Here is a 16,853-nt window from a genome sequence, read left to right as displayed (position 1 = left end):
AATGAGCACACAAACCACAGCGGCCAACGGGCCGCAATTTGACGTAAGCAATCCGCAGCATTTAGCCATGCGAAAACAGATGGCATATGTGTATGCCAGCCACGCCAACGCGCTTTTGTGTGGGCGGCCATGCTCAGCCACTGCCTATCGCGGTGTGGGGGAAGGATTAGAGCGCGCCGCCATTTACGTGCTTGCGGATCCTGTGCTCGGTTCATTAACTCTCTCGTTAAATTTCGCCATGTTTTACATGGAAGAAATCTACAGAGCGAGGGCAGCAGCATGAAAAACAGTAATCAATTCAAGCCGAATCCTGTAAATGTGTTGGCACTACAACACGCAGGGGAAATGCCTGTAAAAGACATTTGCGCAAAGTACCACTTAAGCGAAAAGCAACTAAGGGCAGCAGCCAGATACAGAGGTATTTCACTGGCATTTAATAAGCCAGTAACACCTAAAAGACCTTGGACGGATGCAGAGATTAAACAGTTAGCACTGCTATCAGTCACGCACACATCAGCAGCCATCGCGGAAGAACTCAGCAGAACAGAGTGTTCAGTCAAAGGTAAAGCCTACTCACTTGGCATTCACTTTATGAAATATGGCGAACTGAGCCCATTGGCAAAACATTCAAATCACGACATTGAACTATGCCGCCAACTCGGTGAAGCAGGGATGAGACCGTATAAAATCGCCGAAAAAATGGAGATTGACCTAAGCCAAGTATGCCGAGTTTTAAAGTTTGAATCACGCTATCGAGAAATCGCCAGCGCTTCATGTACAGGCGGTGCAGCATGAAATTAGCCAACGTCGAGTTATCAGAAATCAGAGTCGTATCGCTTTACGTGATCACCTGTTTCTTCTGTGAAAAGCCACTCCATCTAGCAGCGAGTGAAATTGATGCCAGTGTCGGTGATGCCGCCGCGATGGCCGCTTCACAAGGTTGGCACAGCTACGAAATCGCCGATGAAAGTTGTTCAGTGGCATGCCCTAGTTGCATCAAAGAAGCACAAGAAAACGAAGCGGAGGCCAGCGCATGAGCCTTTCGCATTCAAATCAGAGCCAAATCTTAGCCGAGTTCGGCTACAAGCAGCGCAGCGTGCGCGCCTATCAAGACGCAGGCATTCGCAGCGACGGCCAGCCGTTCGCCACTCGTGTCAACGTTAGTGTGCAAAAGCGTGCTAGTCGTGAAACCTGTCGCCGCATCGAAGACATTGCTCTTGCCAAAGAGCTGGGTATCAGTTTGGAAGAATTAAGGGGCACGCTATGAGCCATAAAACAGTCGCTATCAAAATCAAAACACCGTCAGGTGATCGTTATTTTTACGGATTTGGAAAAGGCAAGAGCGTGCAATCGGCGTGGTCATTAGCTGGCGCAAAATTGTTTTTAATCGGTTCAAACAGCGAAGCAAAATTGAATGAAATCACTGAATACCTCAAAGCCAAGAAAAAACGATTTGAAATTGTAGAGGTTAGCGAAACTAAACAAGAACATTTTAGCTATGAAGCAGCGCAGGCATTAAGCAATTTAAGCGTCAGGCACTTAGGCAGAATCCTAGAACATGTCTTTCATAGAAACCAAGAACTTAAGCGTTACATACTAGAGGTAGAGGCGCATTTAGAAGATATCGATTACGGGCATTATGAGACGATGAAAAAAGACGCCTTAGCGTTCGATCAGCTATCACTTGTTTTATCTGAACGGGTGGTAGGCCTATGAGCGACCATCAATCAATTATCGAATTTAAACAGCTTATCCAATCTGAAATCGGTGATTTTTTCGCAGGTTTCGATCAAGTCGGCGAGCCAGCAACGCCAGAAGAAATGCAAACAAAATTGCACGCAAATATTGACCGCTGTTTTGCTAAAATAGAAAAGAAGTGGTTTCTATTCCCAAGCCAAGACCTCGTTTGGATGACGCGCGATGAGTTTAATCACTATTGCGCCATCAATAAAATGAAGCCAGTTAACTTGGACTACATTAAAAATTTTGCAGATCTAGAGCGTGAGCGTTCAAAAGAAGTTTTGAAGATGGCAAAAATTGCAGGTATTCAAGACGATGAAATATTTTTCCGTCAAGACGCCATCGAGTGGGCTTTGTTATCACGAGGATTATCACGCGAAATTAAAAAGCTGGGTGGCTTATGAGCACTCGCTTTTTAACCACAGAATCACAGTCACAAATCACCCCATACGCCCAAGAGCTGATCGACTACGTTTGCAAGCATGGGCGCATGGGAGAGCTTGCCGCACAGATGCTTTTAGATGATTGGTTAGAGCCTGATTGGCGACAAATGACAGCCCCGCCAACAGCCGAGTGCATTTGTATCGGTATCGATATAAATGACTTTGTAGACGATGACGAAGAAGGCGCCGACGCCTAATGACTCACGATGATTTGGTCCGCAAATCAGCCGTCAATGTGACGGCTATTTTTACCACGCCGCACGCGATTACCGACCTAAACTGGTCGGTAAAAGAGCTTATCGACTTACCCGAAGATGTCGCAGTAACCCTGTTTCGTGAATACTGCCGCAAGCGCCGAGCGCTCAATCTTGGCCGTAGCGCTAACATTTGGCTGCGTAAACGCTGCAAGTCGCTGCGCATCATCATGCAGCAATTCCCGATCCCAATTTATCACCTAAAAACCGACGACCGCCGCGCCAGCATTGGCACCGAATGGGCCGACCGTTGCGCCAGCATACTCAACAACATGACGCAGTTTGGCACAGCGCAAGTCGATGCACTCGAACTGCTCAAAGGCGTAAAACAACCCGCCGACCAATGGCAGTTTTGCCCCATGTTGCCCAGCTTTAAAAACTACGGCGATAAAAAAGCTAGCGGCTTATTTGATGAATCGCCCGCCATGTACGACATGATCGCGGGCGCGATTGCACGCCTAACCGACGAGGCTTGGTGGCAACGCAAACTCGACAAAGCCTATACCCATTACGAAGAACACGTCGCCATCATCGTCGGCAAAGTGCGCGGCGGGGTATCGCCTTACGTCAGCCATCACGCCTTTAAACAGTACAAGGCACGCAAGCGCGCTAACGCCGCATGGCTAAATAGCATGATGGTCGTGAATGAAGAACACGGCATCGAGTTAAGCCTTGCCGATGCCGTGGCCGCATCTATTGCTAACCCAGAAGTGCGCCGCGCTGAACTCATGGTCCGTATGCGCGGCTTTGAAGACTTAGCCGTCGAGCAAGGCTGTGTAGGCGAGTTTTACACATGGACAGCCCCAAGCCGTTATCACTCATGGGGTAAAAGCAAAAAGGGTAAAACTTACTCAAATAAGCGTTACGACGGGGCAACCCCTAAGCAAACCCAAGCCTATCTTTGTCACCAATGGGCCAAAGCTCGCAGCAAATTAGCCCGCGAAGATATCGAAGTATTTGGCTTTCGCGTGGTCGAGCCGCACCACGACGCCACGCCACATTGGCATCTACTGCTATTTTTCAAACCGGAACAACTGCGCCAAGCGCGTTCGATCATGCGCCGTTATGCGCTCGAACATCACAAAGAAGAACTCGCCCCACCTAAGGGCAAGCGCGGTACAAACTTCCAAGGCTACCGCCCACGCTTTGACTTTAAAACTATCGATCCATCCAAGGGCAGCGCCACAGGTTACATCGCTAAATACATCGCCAAAAATATCGACGGCTTTCAAGTGGATGACGACTACGAAGCCGAAACCAGCGGCGAGCATGGCGCGCAAAACGTCGCAGCGTGGGCCAGCACATGGAACATTCGCCAGTTTCAACAAATCGGTGGTCCTAGCGTCACGGTTTGGCGCGAGCTGCGCCGCCTGCGTGAAGCCATCGACTTTGACGACATTATCGAGCTGGCACGCCACGCCGCCGACAATAGCAACTGGTCGCGCTATGTCGAAGTCATGGGCGGCACATTCTGCAAACGTGCCCAAAGGCCAGTGCAACTCGCCAAAGTCACCCACGACGGCGCCAATACTTACGGCGAAGACGTGCAAAAAATCATGGGCGTGATGTCGCTCGAAAACCACACCCCAATCAATACCCGCCTCGACGGCTGGGAAATCCGCTCGCCAGAGTCAGCCAAAGAACCACCCAGTGCCGAGGAACGGGCTTTTGATTTGGCTTTTGATTGTGCTTTTGATTTGGCTTCTAAAAGCGGTGACAACCGCGCCACTTGGAGCACTGGCAATAACTGTACGCAGTCGATCAAAACCAATGAAAAGATCGCAAAAGGGGATCGCCTCTTAATTCAAGAGGGCAAAAAGTTGGGACTCGACGCGGATGATCTTAAACGCCTACGTGCGGGGGCTGTCATTGATTCCGTGGTTAATGGCTCGCATCAGTTCATTCGGCTGCGCAGCGGCATGCTTATCGTCAGTCGTCAGCCTTTTAATCCGCGAGACGCCAGCGATTACGACGACGCCGCATTAAATCATCAGTTCGATGCGTATCAACGCGCCAGCGATAAAGCACTCGATAAGCAGCTGCGCCAGCAAGCATGGCAGCTAATCGACACAGGCCGCGACGTTGAACAGTGGATCTCAGAAATGACGCCAGCCACAGCAAAACGCGCCCTTAAGCAGTTGGGCGAAATTGTCGAGTTGCACCGCAAAGACAAATACGCATCACCAGGTATTTACGAACAAACTCAGCAACCCGTATCAGCCTATGACGAAGGGGACTACGACGATGAACCTTTTTAACCTGATCAAAACCGACGAACGCCAAAAAATCGAAACGGCCTATGAAAAAACAGGCGAGTGCCTTGCCCGTTATCAACGCTGCCAGGCGGTACTCACCCAATTTAGCAGCCAAGCGAACGGCAAGCAGCGCATCAGCCAGTGGATAGCCAGCCAACCAGACACCGAGCGCGAGCTATGCCGCGCCGTGCTCAACGGCATCGTCGCCGCCAAGCGCCACTATGCTGCAGTCAAAGCCAGCGGCCAACCAACTAAACCAAGCACGGCAAAAGATGCGCCAGCCATGCCAACACCAGCCGAACGCGAAGCACTGCGCCAAGCGTTAGCCAATAGAACAGGGGTAAAGGGAAATGTTTAGAGGAAATAACCAATTTGAATTAGATATTGAAGCACACGAACTCGTTGTCGATAACTTTGCGGGCGGTGGCGGCGCATCAACAGGCATAGAAATGGCGATTGGTCGTCCAGTGGATATCGCCATCAACCATGATCCTGACGCCATTGCCATGCACAAAACCAATCACCCGCTAACAATGCATTATTGCGAATCAGTATGGGATATCGATCCGATTAAAGTGTGCGCAGGTCGGCCAGTGGGTTTGGCATGGTTTAGCCCTGACTGTAAGCACTTTTCAAAAGCCGCAGGCGGCAAGCCATTAGAAAAGAAAATCCGTGGCCTTGCATGGGTAGCCATGCGCTGGGCGGCATTAGTCAAGCCGCGCATCATCATGCTAGAAAACGTCGAAGAGTTTGTCACATGGGGGCCAGTAATCGACGGGCGCCCATGTCAAAAACGCAAAGGGCAAACCTTTAACAGCTTTGTGCGCCAACTGCGCCAACATGGCTATAAAGTCGAGTGGCGCGAACTGATCGCCAGTGATTATGGCTGCCCAACAATTCGCAAACGTTTCTTTTTAGTAGCGCGTAACGATGGCAAAGCCATTAGCTTTCCAACGCCGACACATGGCAACCCAAAAAAGCAGCCGGCTAACGGAAAATCCCTTAAGCCATGGAAAACCGCCGCAGACATTATCGACTGGTCAATCCCATGCAAATCGATATTTAACCGCGATAAGCCGTTAGCAGAAAAAACCATGCAACGCATCGCTAAAGGTATTCAAAAGTTTGTGATTGATGCAAATGAGCCATTTATCGCCCCAGAAGAAGCGACGATAGTGCCATTAATCACCGAATTTGCGAATGCCAGCAGCCAACGCAACATGCCAGCAGACGAACCATTAAGAACCATTTGCGCCCAGGTGAAAGGTGGGCACTTTGCATTAGTCACCAGCCACATGATTAAAATGCGCGGTACCAATATCGGTTTCCCAACAGATGAACCAGTGCACACCATCACCGCAGGCGGTAACCACATTGGCGAAGTGCGTGCATTTTTAATGAAGTATTACGGCCAAGGCATAGGCCAAGACATCAACCAACCATTGCACACCATCAGAACAGGTGATTGCTTTGGCCTAGTCATGGTTCGCGGTGAGGCTTATCAAATTATTGATATCGGCTTGCGTATGTTTGAGCCACACGAACTGTTTGCCGCGCAATCATTCCCAAGCGATTACATCATCGCCGTCGATCACACTGGCAAGAAATACAGCAAAGCAAAACAAGTCGCACGCTGTGGTAATTCAGTACCGCCATTGCTGGCCGCAGCACTGGTCAGCGCCAACTATCAAACACCAATCAACATAGAGCAGGTGGCATGATGCAACTGACTAAAGATGATCTTACTCAAGCAGACCACGACACGATATTAGCCTATTTCGCCGCAACACAAAGGGCTGCAGGTTACAACGGCACATGTCTGATTTGTGTATCAAGGCTGGCAGAACTTCACCTTGATAACAGCATCGCGTTTGCTGATCTGGCTATCGACACCATGAGGGCAAGTGCATGAAAACACTCGTGCAAGGCTGCGAAAGCGCGCAGCAGTTCGACATCTTGCTAATGCTAACCAGCATCAGCAGCCAAGCCAAAAAGGATGCGCTACGGGCGCACCTTGTCGACGGTTTACCAGCAAAGCGCGCCTATGCCCGTTTCGGAGTAACACAGCAGCACTTTAGCGAAGCACTCGCCACGCTTAACCAAAAAGCGGATCTTGCCATGAAGTACGCAGCATCGAATAACAACAAAGCATAAAAACAACACTAAAAAAGTGGTGTAATTATTCGCATGACATTTTTTTTGATCATAAAAACTTATTTAGTAGTCAATAAGTTACGTAAACAGTTACGCATTCAGTTACGTAAACAGTTACGTTTTTTTTTTGAGAAAAAAAGTTAGAAAGATAAATAATTTTTTTTATGCTATTGATTTTTAGTATGTTTTTTAACAGTTGAAAAATAGTGTTCATTTTTTATAAAAAGATAAATCGCTGAGTACATTTTTTAAATGCAAAACTAACATTCAGATGAGAATTTTTTATGTGTTAATTTTTTACTCTTCTTAGCCCTATTGTCATGCGTATAACAAATTCACTAGCCTATACCCAGCCAATGCATAGGAAAAAAATTTGCAATGAAAATTTGAGTTTTGAAATTTGATTTTCCGAAAGACGAGCACCGATCAAATGTGTGGAAAATAGGTAAGGCACTAAAGACGTTAGTGTGCCTAACATGAGAATAAAACGATGAATGAAAAGATGATTTTGGTAGAACAAATGCAGATGTTGGTTGATTTGTACGCGGTGCAAACTAACGAAAAGCAAAAAGATCTTGCTGTCTTAATCATTGCGCAGGTGCTTGCACACCATCAGCAGGATGGATTAGAAGGCTAACTCGCGTTGCAAAGTTTTGCGCTGTTCGGGGGACAGCGCTTTCACTAACGCCATTGCCAACTCGGTAGTATTTTTTGCGGAAGGGTTCAAGGTATGGCTAAACGACACATTAGTCACAAATGTGTGACCACATTCGGGGTCAGTGCACGAGCAATATAAATTAGCGTGGGCAGCGCTTAAGCGGTCAGTTTTACCGATAATCGCTTTCTTGTGGCACGTAGGGCATAAAATCCGCATACCGATCTCCCAATCGTCTGCTTAATGAACAGTGCATAGTGTAAGGCAAAGTACTGTTTTTTTAAACAGTAAAATACCTAGTGTAAAACAGATATTTACTATTGAAAGTTGTTATTTAGAGCAAACATATATACAGTTTGTATATACAAATGCAAATGGCAGTTGTATATTACACGGCCAAAGCTAAGGAAGGAGTCTCATTTGGCGATAAAAATGTCGAAGGCGGTAAGAGATAAGCTCTTACATAAGCATGGTGTACACATTAGCGAGGCTTATGAATGCTTCGTTAACCGTACTCATACAGATTTAATCGATAATCGAGAAGAAAACCGCACTGACCCGCCTACAAAATGGTTTATTTCTGAGACAGACAAAGGATTGAAGCTAAAGGTTTGTTATATACAAGATGATGAAGACTTATTCATCAAATCTGTGTTTCCACCTAATGAGGTAGAGTTAGCAATTTATTATCGATTCTCCAAGGAAATATGAATCCATACACCGATGTAACTCTTCATGATTAAGGGTATGAATATGAAAATTGAAAGTACAGTAGAGAATTGGGAAAACCGAGTTCTCGGTAGTGATGAAGCATTTGTAGAGATAGCTACGGATATCACCTCTAAAGAAGTTGATGATATGTTAGCCCTACAAATGATCTCAATTCGGCTACAAAAATCTTTAATCCAAGATTTAAAAGATTTGGCTACACGTAATGGTTTAGGTGGTTATCAACCTCTTATCCGTAGGGTCTTAGAGCGCTTCGTAGAAGCTGAAATGAAGATGATCGCTAGAGAGTCTATGAGTCAACAAGTTGAAGTTGAAGTAGAAAGCGAGCTTGATGATAGGCTAGTAAGTAGCTATTAAATCTTAACATTATAAAAACCGCCTTTAAGGCGGTTTTTTTATTTTTATTGATAACGATAAATTTATTACTTAGTTAGTAGCCATATCAAACACCAGTTTTAACTTGCTGCCGATCTCGGGGTCACGATTCACTGCATCCACAAACATGTTGATCAGCGTGCGGGTTTCACTCTTAAAATACACTTCATCATACTTTGTAGGGTCTCCAAGGCCAGCCGTGTTCGTCGGGATCATCCCGCCCAAACCCGCGGGGAACCGATGCGCGTTAAACACATCTTGCGCCGATACCGCCTTGACGTTAAAAAACTCGTCTTTCGATTCAAAATTGCCAACGGGGATAATCTGAATCCCTTTCTCTTTACCGTTCGGTATGTTCACAAACAATGACTTAAAATTACCCACGCCCTTAGATTCTTGGATTTTCTCTTTGATATCTTTCTCGACTTCCGCATCTAAATTCGGGTCAGTGGAATACAAGATAAAGCCCATGTGCGCGCCGTTAATATAATATTTGCGGCGGAACAGGGTTGAATCTTCATTCAATAGCGCCGACTGTAAGCCGCCTAAATAATCGGGGCAGCCATACACTTGTTGCACAGGGTCATACACTCGCACCCAAATAATGTCTTTGGCTTTATAAGTCTTAACCGTATTTTCCCGCTCAAGCACCACTGCGCCACCGTCGCCAGCAACGCGGGTCCGGTAACTGGGCAGCGGGAATAAGCGCAGCACTTGCCCAAAGCCATTGCGGATCTTGAGTAACGCCACATCGCCAAACTGAATGCAGTTTAAAAAAGCCGCGCCAATTTCCTGCGTGCTCATGCCGCCAGCCATATAGCGCGCCGTCGCCATATTCGCCCGACTTTGCACTATGCCGCCGTGTTGCGCATTACGGCGGGTCAAGTTCGCCAGCAGTTGCCTATCGACTGGCGGTTCCCAGTAGCCGTGCATTTCGTTGTAATAAAGTGAATCATAATCCGTCAGCCACATGTTCGGCATCACGGTTTCGGGCATGCTAAACACCACCGTTTTAGCGGGGCCGTTAGCGTCAGTGGTCAGTGTGTCGTCGTTCGCGGCCGTTAGTGTTGCATCGCCCATGATGATGTTCTCTTATGTAAATAGTTAAGGGGTTCATTGATAATGGCGTGGCTTAACGCCCAAAATCCGTCGGCATGGCCGACCTTTTCAGAGCGATCAGCTTTGAATGTCATCATATTGCCGCTGCCACTCATGCCGCGCTTAATTGCCATAAACGCCGCAGGTAAATCCTTCATATCTTGATCGAGTTGCAGGCGGTTACCTTCCACCACATCGATCATCTTCATCACCAGGCGATTTTTATTTTCATTGCTGTAATGAATCGCCACCGCCTCGCGTGGGTGCAGTCCGTGAATCGTGTCCCAAACACCGCCACCAATACCGGTAGTATCAACGCCTAAATAGGTCACGTTATAACGCTTAAACACCTTTTCTATTTCGCTCACATGATGCTGAAAATTGAGCCCGCGCCAGTAATGCCGCTCAAGGCAGCGGAACTTTTCTTTATCACCAATCGGCGGAGCCACAACCACTAAGCAGGCATTGTCACGAGTACGCGACGGATCATAACCAAGCCACACTTCACGATTGCCAAACGGCCGCGCTTCACCGGGCTTAAAGTCTTGCCATTTGCTCGCCTCAATCATCAGCTTAGAAAGTGCATCGAACTTGAACACCGAGGCGCTATCATCAACGAACACACACAAATACAGGTTTGCATAAATCTCAGGGCTGTATTCTTCTTGCAACTCTGCAGGGTCGATTAAGTTGCAACCCATAGCCACAGCGGTTTCAACGTCAATGATGTAGCGCCATTGCTTATCGGGGCAAACGCGGCCGCCGTCTTTTAATTCAGCATCTTTGGGAAATTCAATAAATTCACGAGTTTTATTGTCGCCCTTCCAATCTTCACCAGTCCAAAACGGGTAAGCAGGGTGGTTTTTAGCGCTGGGCGTTGAAAAGTAAGTTTTATGAAAGCGGGTTTGAGTTGCACAAGCGGTAACAACTGCGCTCACCTTTTTAAAGTCTTTAATCCAGAAATATTCGTCGACATAAACGTTGCCAGAGCGGGATTGAGCAGAGTTAGCGCTAGTCGCTAAAAAGTGCAGTTCGGCACCATTGCTTAATACAATCGGATTACCTGTTAACTCAATTTCAAAAAAGTTACGCACGATCTTGATAATGTACGAACGAAACACCTCAGCCTGTGCTCGAGTAGCTGAGATAAATATCTGGTTTTCGCCAGTCAGTACCGCATCTTCAAACGCTTCACCCGCACAGCCATAGGTAAAACCAATCTGCCGCGACTTAAGCACGTTGCGCGTTCGTGGCTTAGTGGGATCATTCTTCACCGCCCGCATTAGCTTTTGATAATCAAACAAGCTATCAACCCAAGGTTCGAAATCCTCAGGCGTTAAATCGCTAATATCGTTTTTAGGCTTGCGGCCATTGCGCGGCGCTTTACCGTTATCAGCTCCCGACTTACTTGCATGAGCGCCTGACTTAGCGCCGGATTGGCGCTCACCAGAGCCTTGGTTATCATCAGATGATAACTTACGCTCAGCATCTACCCGCTGTTTTTTAAGTCGCACATGCTGGTTAATCAGCATGTCTAACTCTTTTATCTGATTACCGCTTTTATCCGCAATATCAGTCAACAGCACAATGCGGCGCGCAATCGCCTCGTCGACTTCTTCCTCGCGCAGCAAATCACTCCAACCGTATTTCGCCGCCCAAAAATAAATTATGCGGGTATTAGGCAGGTCTAAATCGAGGCGGATCTCGTCGGGCGTCCAACGCTTTAAATACAGCCGTTTTGCTGCCTCGCGGATCTCGGGTGAATAGGCCATAAATGCGGTCAAACGCCATCGTTAACGAATACATAGCGCCAGTGTATTGGTTTGCTGAGCCGTATTAACTGACTAATTTTCCTATCAATTCCGATTTAGCAAAAATCGGAATTACGCCGAAGTTTGCCCAGTGATTGCCCATTGCAAACGCCTTAAGCTGTAGTCCTTACAGGTAATTTTTTAGCAAATGGGCAGGCAAAAACATGAGCAAACAAACTGGCTGGGTAATCGCAGCAACCGAAGGCGCTACCGTCGACGGTCGCACTATTACTAAACAGTGGATTGAAGACATGGCCGCCCAGTATTCAACCGATGAATACACCGCCATGATTTGGCCTGAGCACTTCCGCTCAAACTGGGGGCCGTTCGAAGGTAAAAACTGGGGCACAGTTGACGAAGTAAAAGCATCAACCACAGGTGGCAAGCTGCGCTTATACGTCAAGTTAACCGCTAACGACTACTTGCTAGAAGCCAACAAAGACGGCCAAAAGCTGTTTATGTCAATCGAACCAAATATCGACTACAAAGGCACAGGTAAAGCCTATCTGCAAGGTATTGCCGTTACTGACTCGCCAGCCTCTACAGGCACCACTCGCCTTAAATTCTCCGTGGGTGAAACCCAACACGACTACGAAGTCAGCCAATTAGAAGAGCTGCTCAGCTCTGACTTTATCAAAGACACCACTCAGCAAAACCCAGAAAAATACTCAGCCACGGAAAAAGGCTTTGTTGCCGCACTGCTCGACTTATTTAAAAAACACACCACGCCCGAACCGACAAAGGCAGCGGCAACCGACACCGAGGAAGAACCGATGAACAAAGAGCAATTCGACGCCTTAATGGGCAAATTCGACACCTTTGGCACCAAGCTAACTGAACTGGAAACCAAAGTTGAAACCTTTGGTAAAAAGCCAGAAGCCGACAAAAAAGACGACGTAAAAGTCGAATCGGACGCCGACAAGAAAGTCGACGATAAAGCCGCCACAGGTATCACCGCCGAGCAGTTCAGCAAACTGGAAACTATGTTCACAGGCTTTAGCGAAAAGCTGGGTGCAATGGAAACCAAGTTCAACGCATTAAGCGCCGAAGCTCCGAACCAAGAGCCAAATCCAGCAGGTAAAGGCGACAACTTTACAGTGGTTTAATCGCTGCAAAAAAGCAGATTAACCAATTCGTTAAACATTAGCAGCGAGAACACAGCATGAACTTAACACCACTTGCAATAGCCTGTTTGCTGGCATACAGCAGCAACATGGCAACCGGTTATCAAACGCCAGACGTGAGTAAACAATTTAGCGTCACTGGTCCAATGGAAACCAAACTCCGCGCCGCCATCCTAGAGTCAGTCGAGTTTTTAAAACTGATCACCATGATGGACGTTGACCAAATTAAAGGCCAAGTCGTCAGCGTAGGTAACAATGGCATTGCCACAGGTCGTAAGTCAGACGGACGCTTTACCACAGGTCAAGACGTTGACGGTAATACCTATGAACTCGTCGAAACCGACTCTTGTGCCTATGTGCCATGGGCCACATTAGCGGTATGGGCCAACGCAGGCAGCGAACGCCAGTTTATGCAGTTGATGAGCGAAAATGCCACATTGCGTTTTGCACTGGATATTCTGCGTGTCGGCTTTAACGGTACATCGGTGGCGGTTAATACAAATCCAACCACTAACCCGCTAGGCCAAGATGTGAACAAAGGCTGGCACCAATTAGTAAAAGAAAAAGCACCGGATCAAATCATGACCGATGCCATTTACTTTAACCCTGATGCAACGGGCGAGCTAAAAGACGGCGAGTATAAAACCCTCGACGCCATCGTCACCGAAATCAAACTGACCCTAGTCCCTGAAGAGTTCCGTAACGACCCGCGCTTAGTGGTGTTAGTCGGTAGCGATTTAATTGCTGCTGCACAAATCAAGCTGATGAACCAAGCAGACAAACCAAGCGAACGTGTTGCCGCGCAAATGATGGATAAATCCATCGGTGGCTTACGCGCCTATACGCCGCCGTTCTTCCCAGGTAAACGCCTTGTTGTCACCTTCCTTTCTAACCTGCATTGCTACACGCAAAAGGGCACCCGTTCACGCAAGTCAGAGAACGTCGAAGACCGTAAACGCTGGGAAGACAAATACTGGCGCATGGAAGGTTATGCCGTTGATGAGTATTTGGCATACGGCGCAGTAGATGAAGCCGCGATGAACATTGGCCCAGCGCCAGCACCTTAGGCCATCGATCAGTAACACAAGCTAAGTAAACCAGCCTAGGCACCTAATCAGTGCCTAGCTATCAACTCCACCGAACACCAAAGCGAGAAATGACATGAGTGCCATCGCCAATTTTAGAAAGCGCCGTGAAGCAGAAAGAACGCAGCAAAAACCAACCGCTACGGAAACAACAGCCACGCCAGCGCCAGAAAACGAAGCGCTGCACTTACTTGCATATCTACTCGGCTGTGATGTTGATAGCGCCATTGAGCAAGGCCGTAATGCCGCAGAAGAAAAAGAGAAATTCTTTGAAAAAATGAATCGGCAATTTGACCTCGCTGACGAATCAGACAAAACCGCCATTGCCACCGTCACCACTGATGACCAAGGCAACATCGCCAGCATCATCGATCACGCTGCAGAACTCGAAGACAGCGCCGTCACTGTGAGTGACGCTGCCGAAACCGCCATTGATGCCGCCGATAAAGTCAGCGAATCAGCCGACAAGGTAAGCAGCGCAGCTGGTGATCTCCAATCCGCCGCCACCAACTTAGAAAACGCCGCTGGCGCTGTAGACGATAGCGCCAGTTCGCTTGCCTACACCACCGACGATCTCGGCCAAGTAGTTGCCGAACTGAAAGAAGTGCACGCAGAGCTAAAAAAGCCGTCGGCGGCGCAAGAATCCTCGCGTGGCGCGAAAGCCGCAGCGCCCAAAAGCAGCTCGAAAAAGTCAGGTTAACAGGCAACGCCGAGCACGCGCCGAGTCTGCATTTACAGCTCATCGAGTTAGATGCAGACCTCAAGCGGCTCAAAGCCTTTGAACGACGGGCCGACAAAATCGCCCACAAACGTGACGTACTACTGCCTAAATGGCTACCCATCGTCGAAGAGTATTTAACCGAGAAAGCGAGAAAACCAAATGATGGAATTAGCGATAACCCTATTTTTGCTTACTGCGCTGTGTGGCTGTTTGACGTGGTGGATCTTAGTCGTGGCCTCGAATACGCCTTTAAAGCGATTGAACTCGGGCAACCAATGCCGCCAATCATTCGCCGCAAATGGCCGGGCTTTATTGCCGACACTGTATTCGATTGGGCAGAAGCTCAAGCGGAAAACGGAAGCAGCATTGAGCCGTATTTCGGCACTGTGTTTAAGCGCGTTATTAACGATTGGAAACTGCCGGAACCTGTTACCGCAAAGTTCTACAAATTCGCGGGGCTGGCATTACTACGTGCAGCAAACGGGGACATTACCCCAAGCCATATCGGTGATGTGGAGCGGCTTACTCAAGCGGATCGCCTGCTCGAAAAGGCAGCTAGTTTGCACAAGCATGCTCAGGTAAAAACGGTACGTAACAAGATAGCGATGCGACTTAGGGCGTTAGAAGACTTTGCCAGCCAAGGCATAGTTCAAGACCAATAAGCCGCACGGGAACGACTCCCAACCCTCCAGTGCGCTAACCGAGTGTTTAACGGGTGACTGTTAAAAACCACGTCGACGTTAACCGCACTGAACCCAATTTATGATTGATGAGTAAGAAGGCAAAGCAATGAGCGGATTCGGATTTCAAGCACCAGTAGAGCCAAGCATCGTTATCGATGCGGCTAGCGGCTGGCCCGAATTATCGACAGGCGAATTTCGCGAACTGCGCCGCATCCCTGAGTTTTTTTCAGAAAAAGCCATCGAAGACTCACTCAACCGCAGCGTGGCCGAAATCCAGCAGCAACTTATTAACTACTTAACGAGCAATCAAGAGCAGCAGGCAAGCAGCAAGGACGCACCCTTTACCCTAGGCGCTAGCCTAGCGCCTAATTTTAGTGCGCAGCAAATTAGCATTTACCGCGGCGCAGTTTATGCCCGTTCCCATGCCGATTTGCTGGGTTATTTTTCTGCCGTAGACCAAAAGGATGCGGGTAACAACAAAGCCCAAGATACCCAGCAGCAAGATGCCATCCTCGCGCAATCTAACCGCGCCGTGCGTTTATTGCTCGGCCTTGGCCGTGCCGGAGTGCACTCTCTATGAGCCAAACCGTCAGCCAACTACAGCAAGTCACCGCATTTTTACTCGCGAGTCTGACGCCATACGTTAAAGCCAGCAATATCGACGCATGGCAAGAGCGCGGCACGCTGATCTTAAGCAGCGAAGACTTAGGCCAAGGCGGCTATCAAGTCGCCAAGTGGAAGCACAACGCAGTGATCGCGATTGAGCAATTCCCGCACCGCAAATTTAACGCCTATAACCTGCTCGCCATGCTACCGGCTTTTTTAATCGATAGCGGCTGGCCGCGTGATGAATACGGCTTAGCGGATCCTGAACTTGATATTGATGTCGTGAGTAAAGACCACGCCATGGTGTTGATAGAGCTGGAACTGATCGACGACATCGACTTAATCCCCGACGCCAACGGCCCCGTGTTATTTAACGGTGAGCGTTTTCGCGTGTCGCTAGTGCCAGTGGACTATGCCGAAAGTGTTGATCTGCAAACTCGGCCAGAGGGCGCGCTATGAGCCTGACGATTAAGCCAAACAAACAGCAAGCACTTAACATTCAAAATCAAGTAATGCTTGCCTCATTACCTGCCAAAAAACGTATCAGAGTATTGAAAAAACTCGGCACTTGGGAACGCGCAGAAACGAGAAAACGCATCAGGCAACAAACCACAGTTGAAGGTACTAAATTCGAAGCGCGAGCAAGTAAAAGCCGAGTGAAGATGCTGCGCAAATTGGGGAAAACATTAGAGCCATATGTTTATAGCGCCAATCGTCTTGAGCTTAAACACAAGAATACATTAACGGGCAAGATAGCTGCGTTCCAACAATTTGGCGGCTCTGAAACCATGACCGCTGCCAAAATGGCAAAAAAAGACGGGCCATTATCTTACGACGATCCATGTACTAAAAGGCAGGCGAAAGCGTTGGCAAATGAAGGTTATAAAATCCGACGAGCGAAAGGAAAAAATTATCGTAGAGCCACCATTAACGAAATTATGGCGCGGATGAAAATGGGTCAAGCGGGATTAATCCTGAGACTAATGAGAGATAAAAGGGATGCGCCTAGAACTTGGGAGGTCAACGTATCACCAAGGGGGCATTTGGGCAGTAAAACCGCAAGAATTCAAGACCAACTGTTGAACATCATTGAAAAAGAACGTCAGAAAAGGGGCTAAAA

At 48.0% G+C, this 16,853-nt stretch carries 25 protein-coding genes; 22 read left to right on the top strand and 3 right to left on the bottom strand.

Going from position 1 to position 16,853, the window contains the following annotated elements:
* Position 1: 1 nt before the first annotated feature.
* From L5M49_RS10705 to L5M49_RS10645, 13 genes are all read left to right on the top strand, one after another.
* The gene (locus L5M49_RS10705; protein WP_263266042.1) at positions 2-283 is read left to right on the top strand and encodes a hypothetical protein; all 282 of its coding nucleotides are present in this window, start codon (positions 2-4) and stop codon (positions 281-283) included.
* Positions 280-795, top strand: a complete 516-nt coding sequence (locus L5M49_RS10700) for a hypothetical protein (protein ID WP_263266041.1) — start codon at positions 280-282, stop codon at positions 793-795. The genes L5M49_RS10705 and L5M49_RS10700 overlap by 4 nt, the downstream gene beginning before the upstream one ends.
* A complete protein-coding gene (locus L5M49_RS10695; protein ID WP_263266040.1) occupies positions 792-1,037 on the top strand; it encodes a hypothetical protein in 246 nt (81 codons plus the stop codon). The genes L5M49_RS10700 and L5M49_RS10695 overlap by 4 nt, the downstream gene beginning before the upstream one ends.
* Entirely contained in the window at positions 1,034-1,267 is a 234-nt protein-coding gene (locus L5M49_RS10690; RefSeq protein ID WP_263266039.1) for a hypothetical protein, read from the top strand. The genes L5M49_RS10695 and L5M49_RS10690 overlap by 4 nt, the downstream gene beginning before the upstream one ends.
* Entirely contained in the window at positions 1,264-1,716 is a 453-nt protein-coding gene (locus L5M49_RS10685) for a hypothetical protein (RefSeq protein ID WP_263266038.1), read from the top strand. Before L5M49_RS10690 ends, L5M49_RS10685 begins: the two co-directional genes overlap by 4 nt.
* Positions 1,713-2,144, top strand: a complete 432-nt coding sequence (locus L5M49_RS10680) for a hypothetical protein (RefSeq protein WP_263266037.1) — start codon at positions 1,713-1,715, stop codon at positions 2,142-2,144. Before L5M49_RS10685 ends, L5M49_RS10680 begins: the two co-directional genes overlap by 4 nt.
* Positions 2,141-2,380, top strand: coding sequence for a hypothetical protein (locus tag L5M49_RS10675; protein ID WP_263266036.1), 240 nt, complete (start codon positions 2,141-2,143; stop codon positions 2,378-2,380). The genes L5M49_RS10680 and L5M49_RS10675 overlap by 4 nt, the downstream gene beginning before the upstream one ends.
* On the top strand, positions 2,380-4,695 hold the full coding sequence (locus L5M49_RS10670) for a replication endonuclease (protein WP_263266035.1): 2,316 nt from the start codon (positions 2,380-2,382) through the stop codon (positions 4,693-4,695). The genes L5M49_RS10675 and L5M49_RS10670 overlap by 1 nt, the downstream gene beginning before the upstream one ends.
* A complete protein-coding gene (locus L5M49_RS10665) occupies positions 4,682-5,050 on the top strand; it encodes a hypothetical protein (RefSeq protein WP_263266034.1) in 369 nt (122 codons plus the stop codon). The genes L5M49_RS10670 and L5M49_RS10665 overlap by 14 nt, the downstream gene beginning before the upstream one ends.
* Positions 5,043-6,413 carry a DNA cytosine methyltransferase gene (locus L5M49_RS10660; RefSeq protein ID WP_263266033.1) on the top strand — a complete coding sequence of 457 codons (1,371 nt, stop codon included), beginning with the start codon at positions 5,043-5,045 and terminating at the stop codon, positions 6,411-6,413. Before L5M49_RS10665 ends, L5M49_RS10660 begins: the two co-directional genes overlap by 8 nt.
* Positions 6,410-6,604 carry a hypothetical protein gene (locus L5M49_RS10655; RefSeq protein ID WP_259567102.1) on the top strand — a complete coding sequence of 65 codons (195 nt, stop codon included), beginning with the start codon at positions 6,410-6,412 and terminating at the stop codon, positions 6,602-6,604. Before L5M49_RS10660 ends, L5M49_RS10655 begins: the two co-directional genes overlap by 4 nt.
* Positions 6,601-6,846 carry an adhesin biosynthesis transcription regulatory family protein gene (locus tag L5M49_RS10650; RefSeq protein ID WP_263266032.1) on the top strand — a complete coding sequence of 82 codons (246 nt, stop codon included), beginning with the start codon at positions 6,601-6,603 and terminating at the stop codon, positions 6,844-6,846. The genes L5M49_RS10655 and L5M49_RS10650 overlap by 4 nt, the downstream gene beginning before the upstream one ends.
* Before the next feature lie 490 nt (positions 6,847-7,336).
* Entirely contained in the window at positions 7,337-7,483 is a 147-nt protein-coding gene (locus tag L5M49_RS10645) for a hypothetical protein (RefSeq protein ID WP_259558639.1), read from the top strand.
* Here L5M49_RS10645 and L5M49_RS10640 read toward each other — a convergent pair.
* Complete coding sequence (locus L5M49_RS10640; protein WP_259558638.1) at positions 7,472-7,720, bottom strand: ogr/Delta-like zinc finger family protein; 249 nt, start codon at positions 7,718-7,720, stop codon at positions 7,472-7,474. The genes L5M49_RS10645 and L5M49_RS10640 overlap by 12 nt on opposite strands.
* 201 nt (positions 7,721-7,921) lie before the next feature.
* Between L5M49_RS10640 and L5M49_RS10635 the strand changes: the two genes are divergently transcribed.
* Positions 7,922-8,212 carry a DUF4258 domain-containing protein gene (locus L5M49_RS10635; protein ID WP_263266031.1) on the top strand — a complete coding sequence of 97 codons (291 nt, stop codon included), beginning with the start codon at positions 7,922-7,924 and terminating at the stop codon, positions 8,210-8,212.
* 42 nt (positions 8,213-8,254) lie between these two features.
* A complete protein-coding gene (locus tag L5M49_RS10630; protein ID WP_263266029.1) occupies positions 8,255-8,587 on the top strand; it encodes a hypothetical protein in 333 nt (110 codons plus the stop codon).
* Between the two features lie 69 nt (positions 8,588-8,656).
* On the opposite strand, the gene L5M49_RS10625 is transcribed toward L5M49_RS10630, so the two are convergent.
* Positions 8,657-9,685: a phage portal protein gene (locus L5M49_RS10625; protein WP_263266028.1), complete on the bottom strand. Its 1,029-nt coding sequence runs from the start codon at positions 9,683-9,685 to the stop codon at positions 8,657-8,659.
* Complete coding sequence (locus tag L5M49_RS10620; RefSeq protein WP_263266027.1) at positions 9,667-11,487, bottom strand: terminase large subunit domain-containing protein; 1,821 nt, start codon at positions 11,485-11,487, stop codon at positions 9,667-9,669. The genes L5M49_RS10625 and L5M49_RS10620 overlap by 19 nt, the downstream gene beginning before the upstream one ends.
* Positions 11,488-11,678: 191 nt before the next feature.
* Between L5M49_RS10620 and L5M49_RS10615 the strand changes: the two genes are divergently transcribed.
* The 7 genes from L5M49_RS10615 (at position 11,679) to L5M49_RS10585 (ending at position 16,851) form a co-directional block, all read left to right on the top strand.
* Positions 11,679-12,620, top strand: coding sequence for a GPO family capsid scaffolding protein (locus L5M49_RS10615; protein ID WP_263266026.1), 942 nt, complete (start codon positions 11,679-11,681; stop codon positions 12,618-12,620).
* 56 nt (positions 12,621-12,676) lie between these two features.
* Entirely contained in the window at positions 12,677-13,705 is a 1,029-nt protein-coding gene (locus L5M49_RS10610) for a phage major capsid protein, P2 family (protein WP_263266025.1), read from the top strand.
* Between the two features lie 94 nt (positions 13,706-13,799).
* Entirely contained in the window at positions 13,800-14,423 is a 624-nt protein-coding gene (locus tag L5M49_RS10605) for a hypothetical protein (protein ID WP_263266024.1), read from the top strand.
* The gene (gpM, locus tag L5M49_RS10600) at positions 14,366-15,106 is read left to right on the top strand and encodes a phage terminase small subunit (protein ID WP_317630123.1); all 741 of its coding nucleotides are present in this window, start codon (positions 14,366-14,368) and stop codon (positions 15,104-15,106) included. Before L5M49_RS10605 ends, gpM begins: the two co-directional genes overlap by 58 nt.
* Before the next feature lie 127 nt (positions 15,107-15,233).
* Positions 15,234-15,707: a head completion/stabilization protein gene (locus tag L5M49_RS10595; RefSeq protein WP_263266023.1), complete on the top strand. Its 474-nt coding sequence runs from the start codon at positions 15,234-15,236 to the stop codon at positions 15,705-15,707.
* A complete protein-coding gene (locus L5M49_RS10590; protein WP_263266022.1) occupies positions 15,704-16,192 on the top strand; it encodes a phage tail protein in 489 nt (162 codons plus the stop codon). Before L5M49_RS10595 ends, L5M49_RS10590 begins: the two co-directional genes overlap by 4 nt.
* Complete coding sequence (locus tag L5M49_RS10585) at positions 16,189-16,851, top strand: hypothetical protein (protein WP_263266021.1); 663 nt, start codon at positions 16,189-16,191, stop codon at positions 16,849-16,851. Before L5M49_RS10590 ends, L5M49_RS10585 begins: the two co-directional genes overlap by 4 nt.
* The last annotated feature ends 2 nt before the right edge of the window (positions 16,852-16,853 follow it).

This window comes from Shewanella sp. SM74 (assembly GCF_025653725.1).
Taxonomy (GTDB): Bacteria; Pseudomonadota; Gammaproteobacteria; order Enterobacterales; family Shewanellaceae; genus Shewanella; species Shewanella oncorhynchi.
This window is presented reverse-complemented; position numbering and strand designations above follow the sequence as displayed.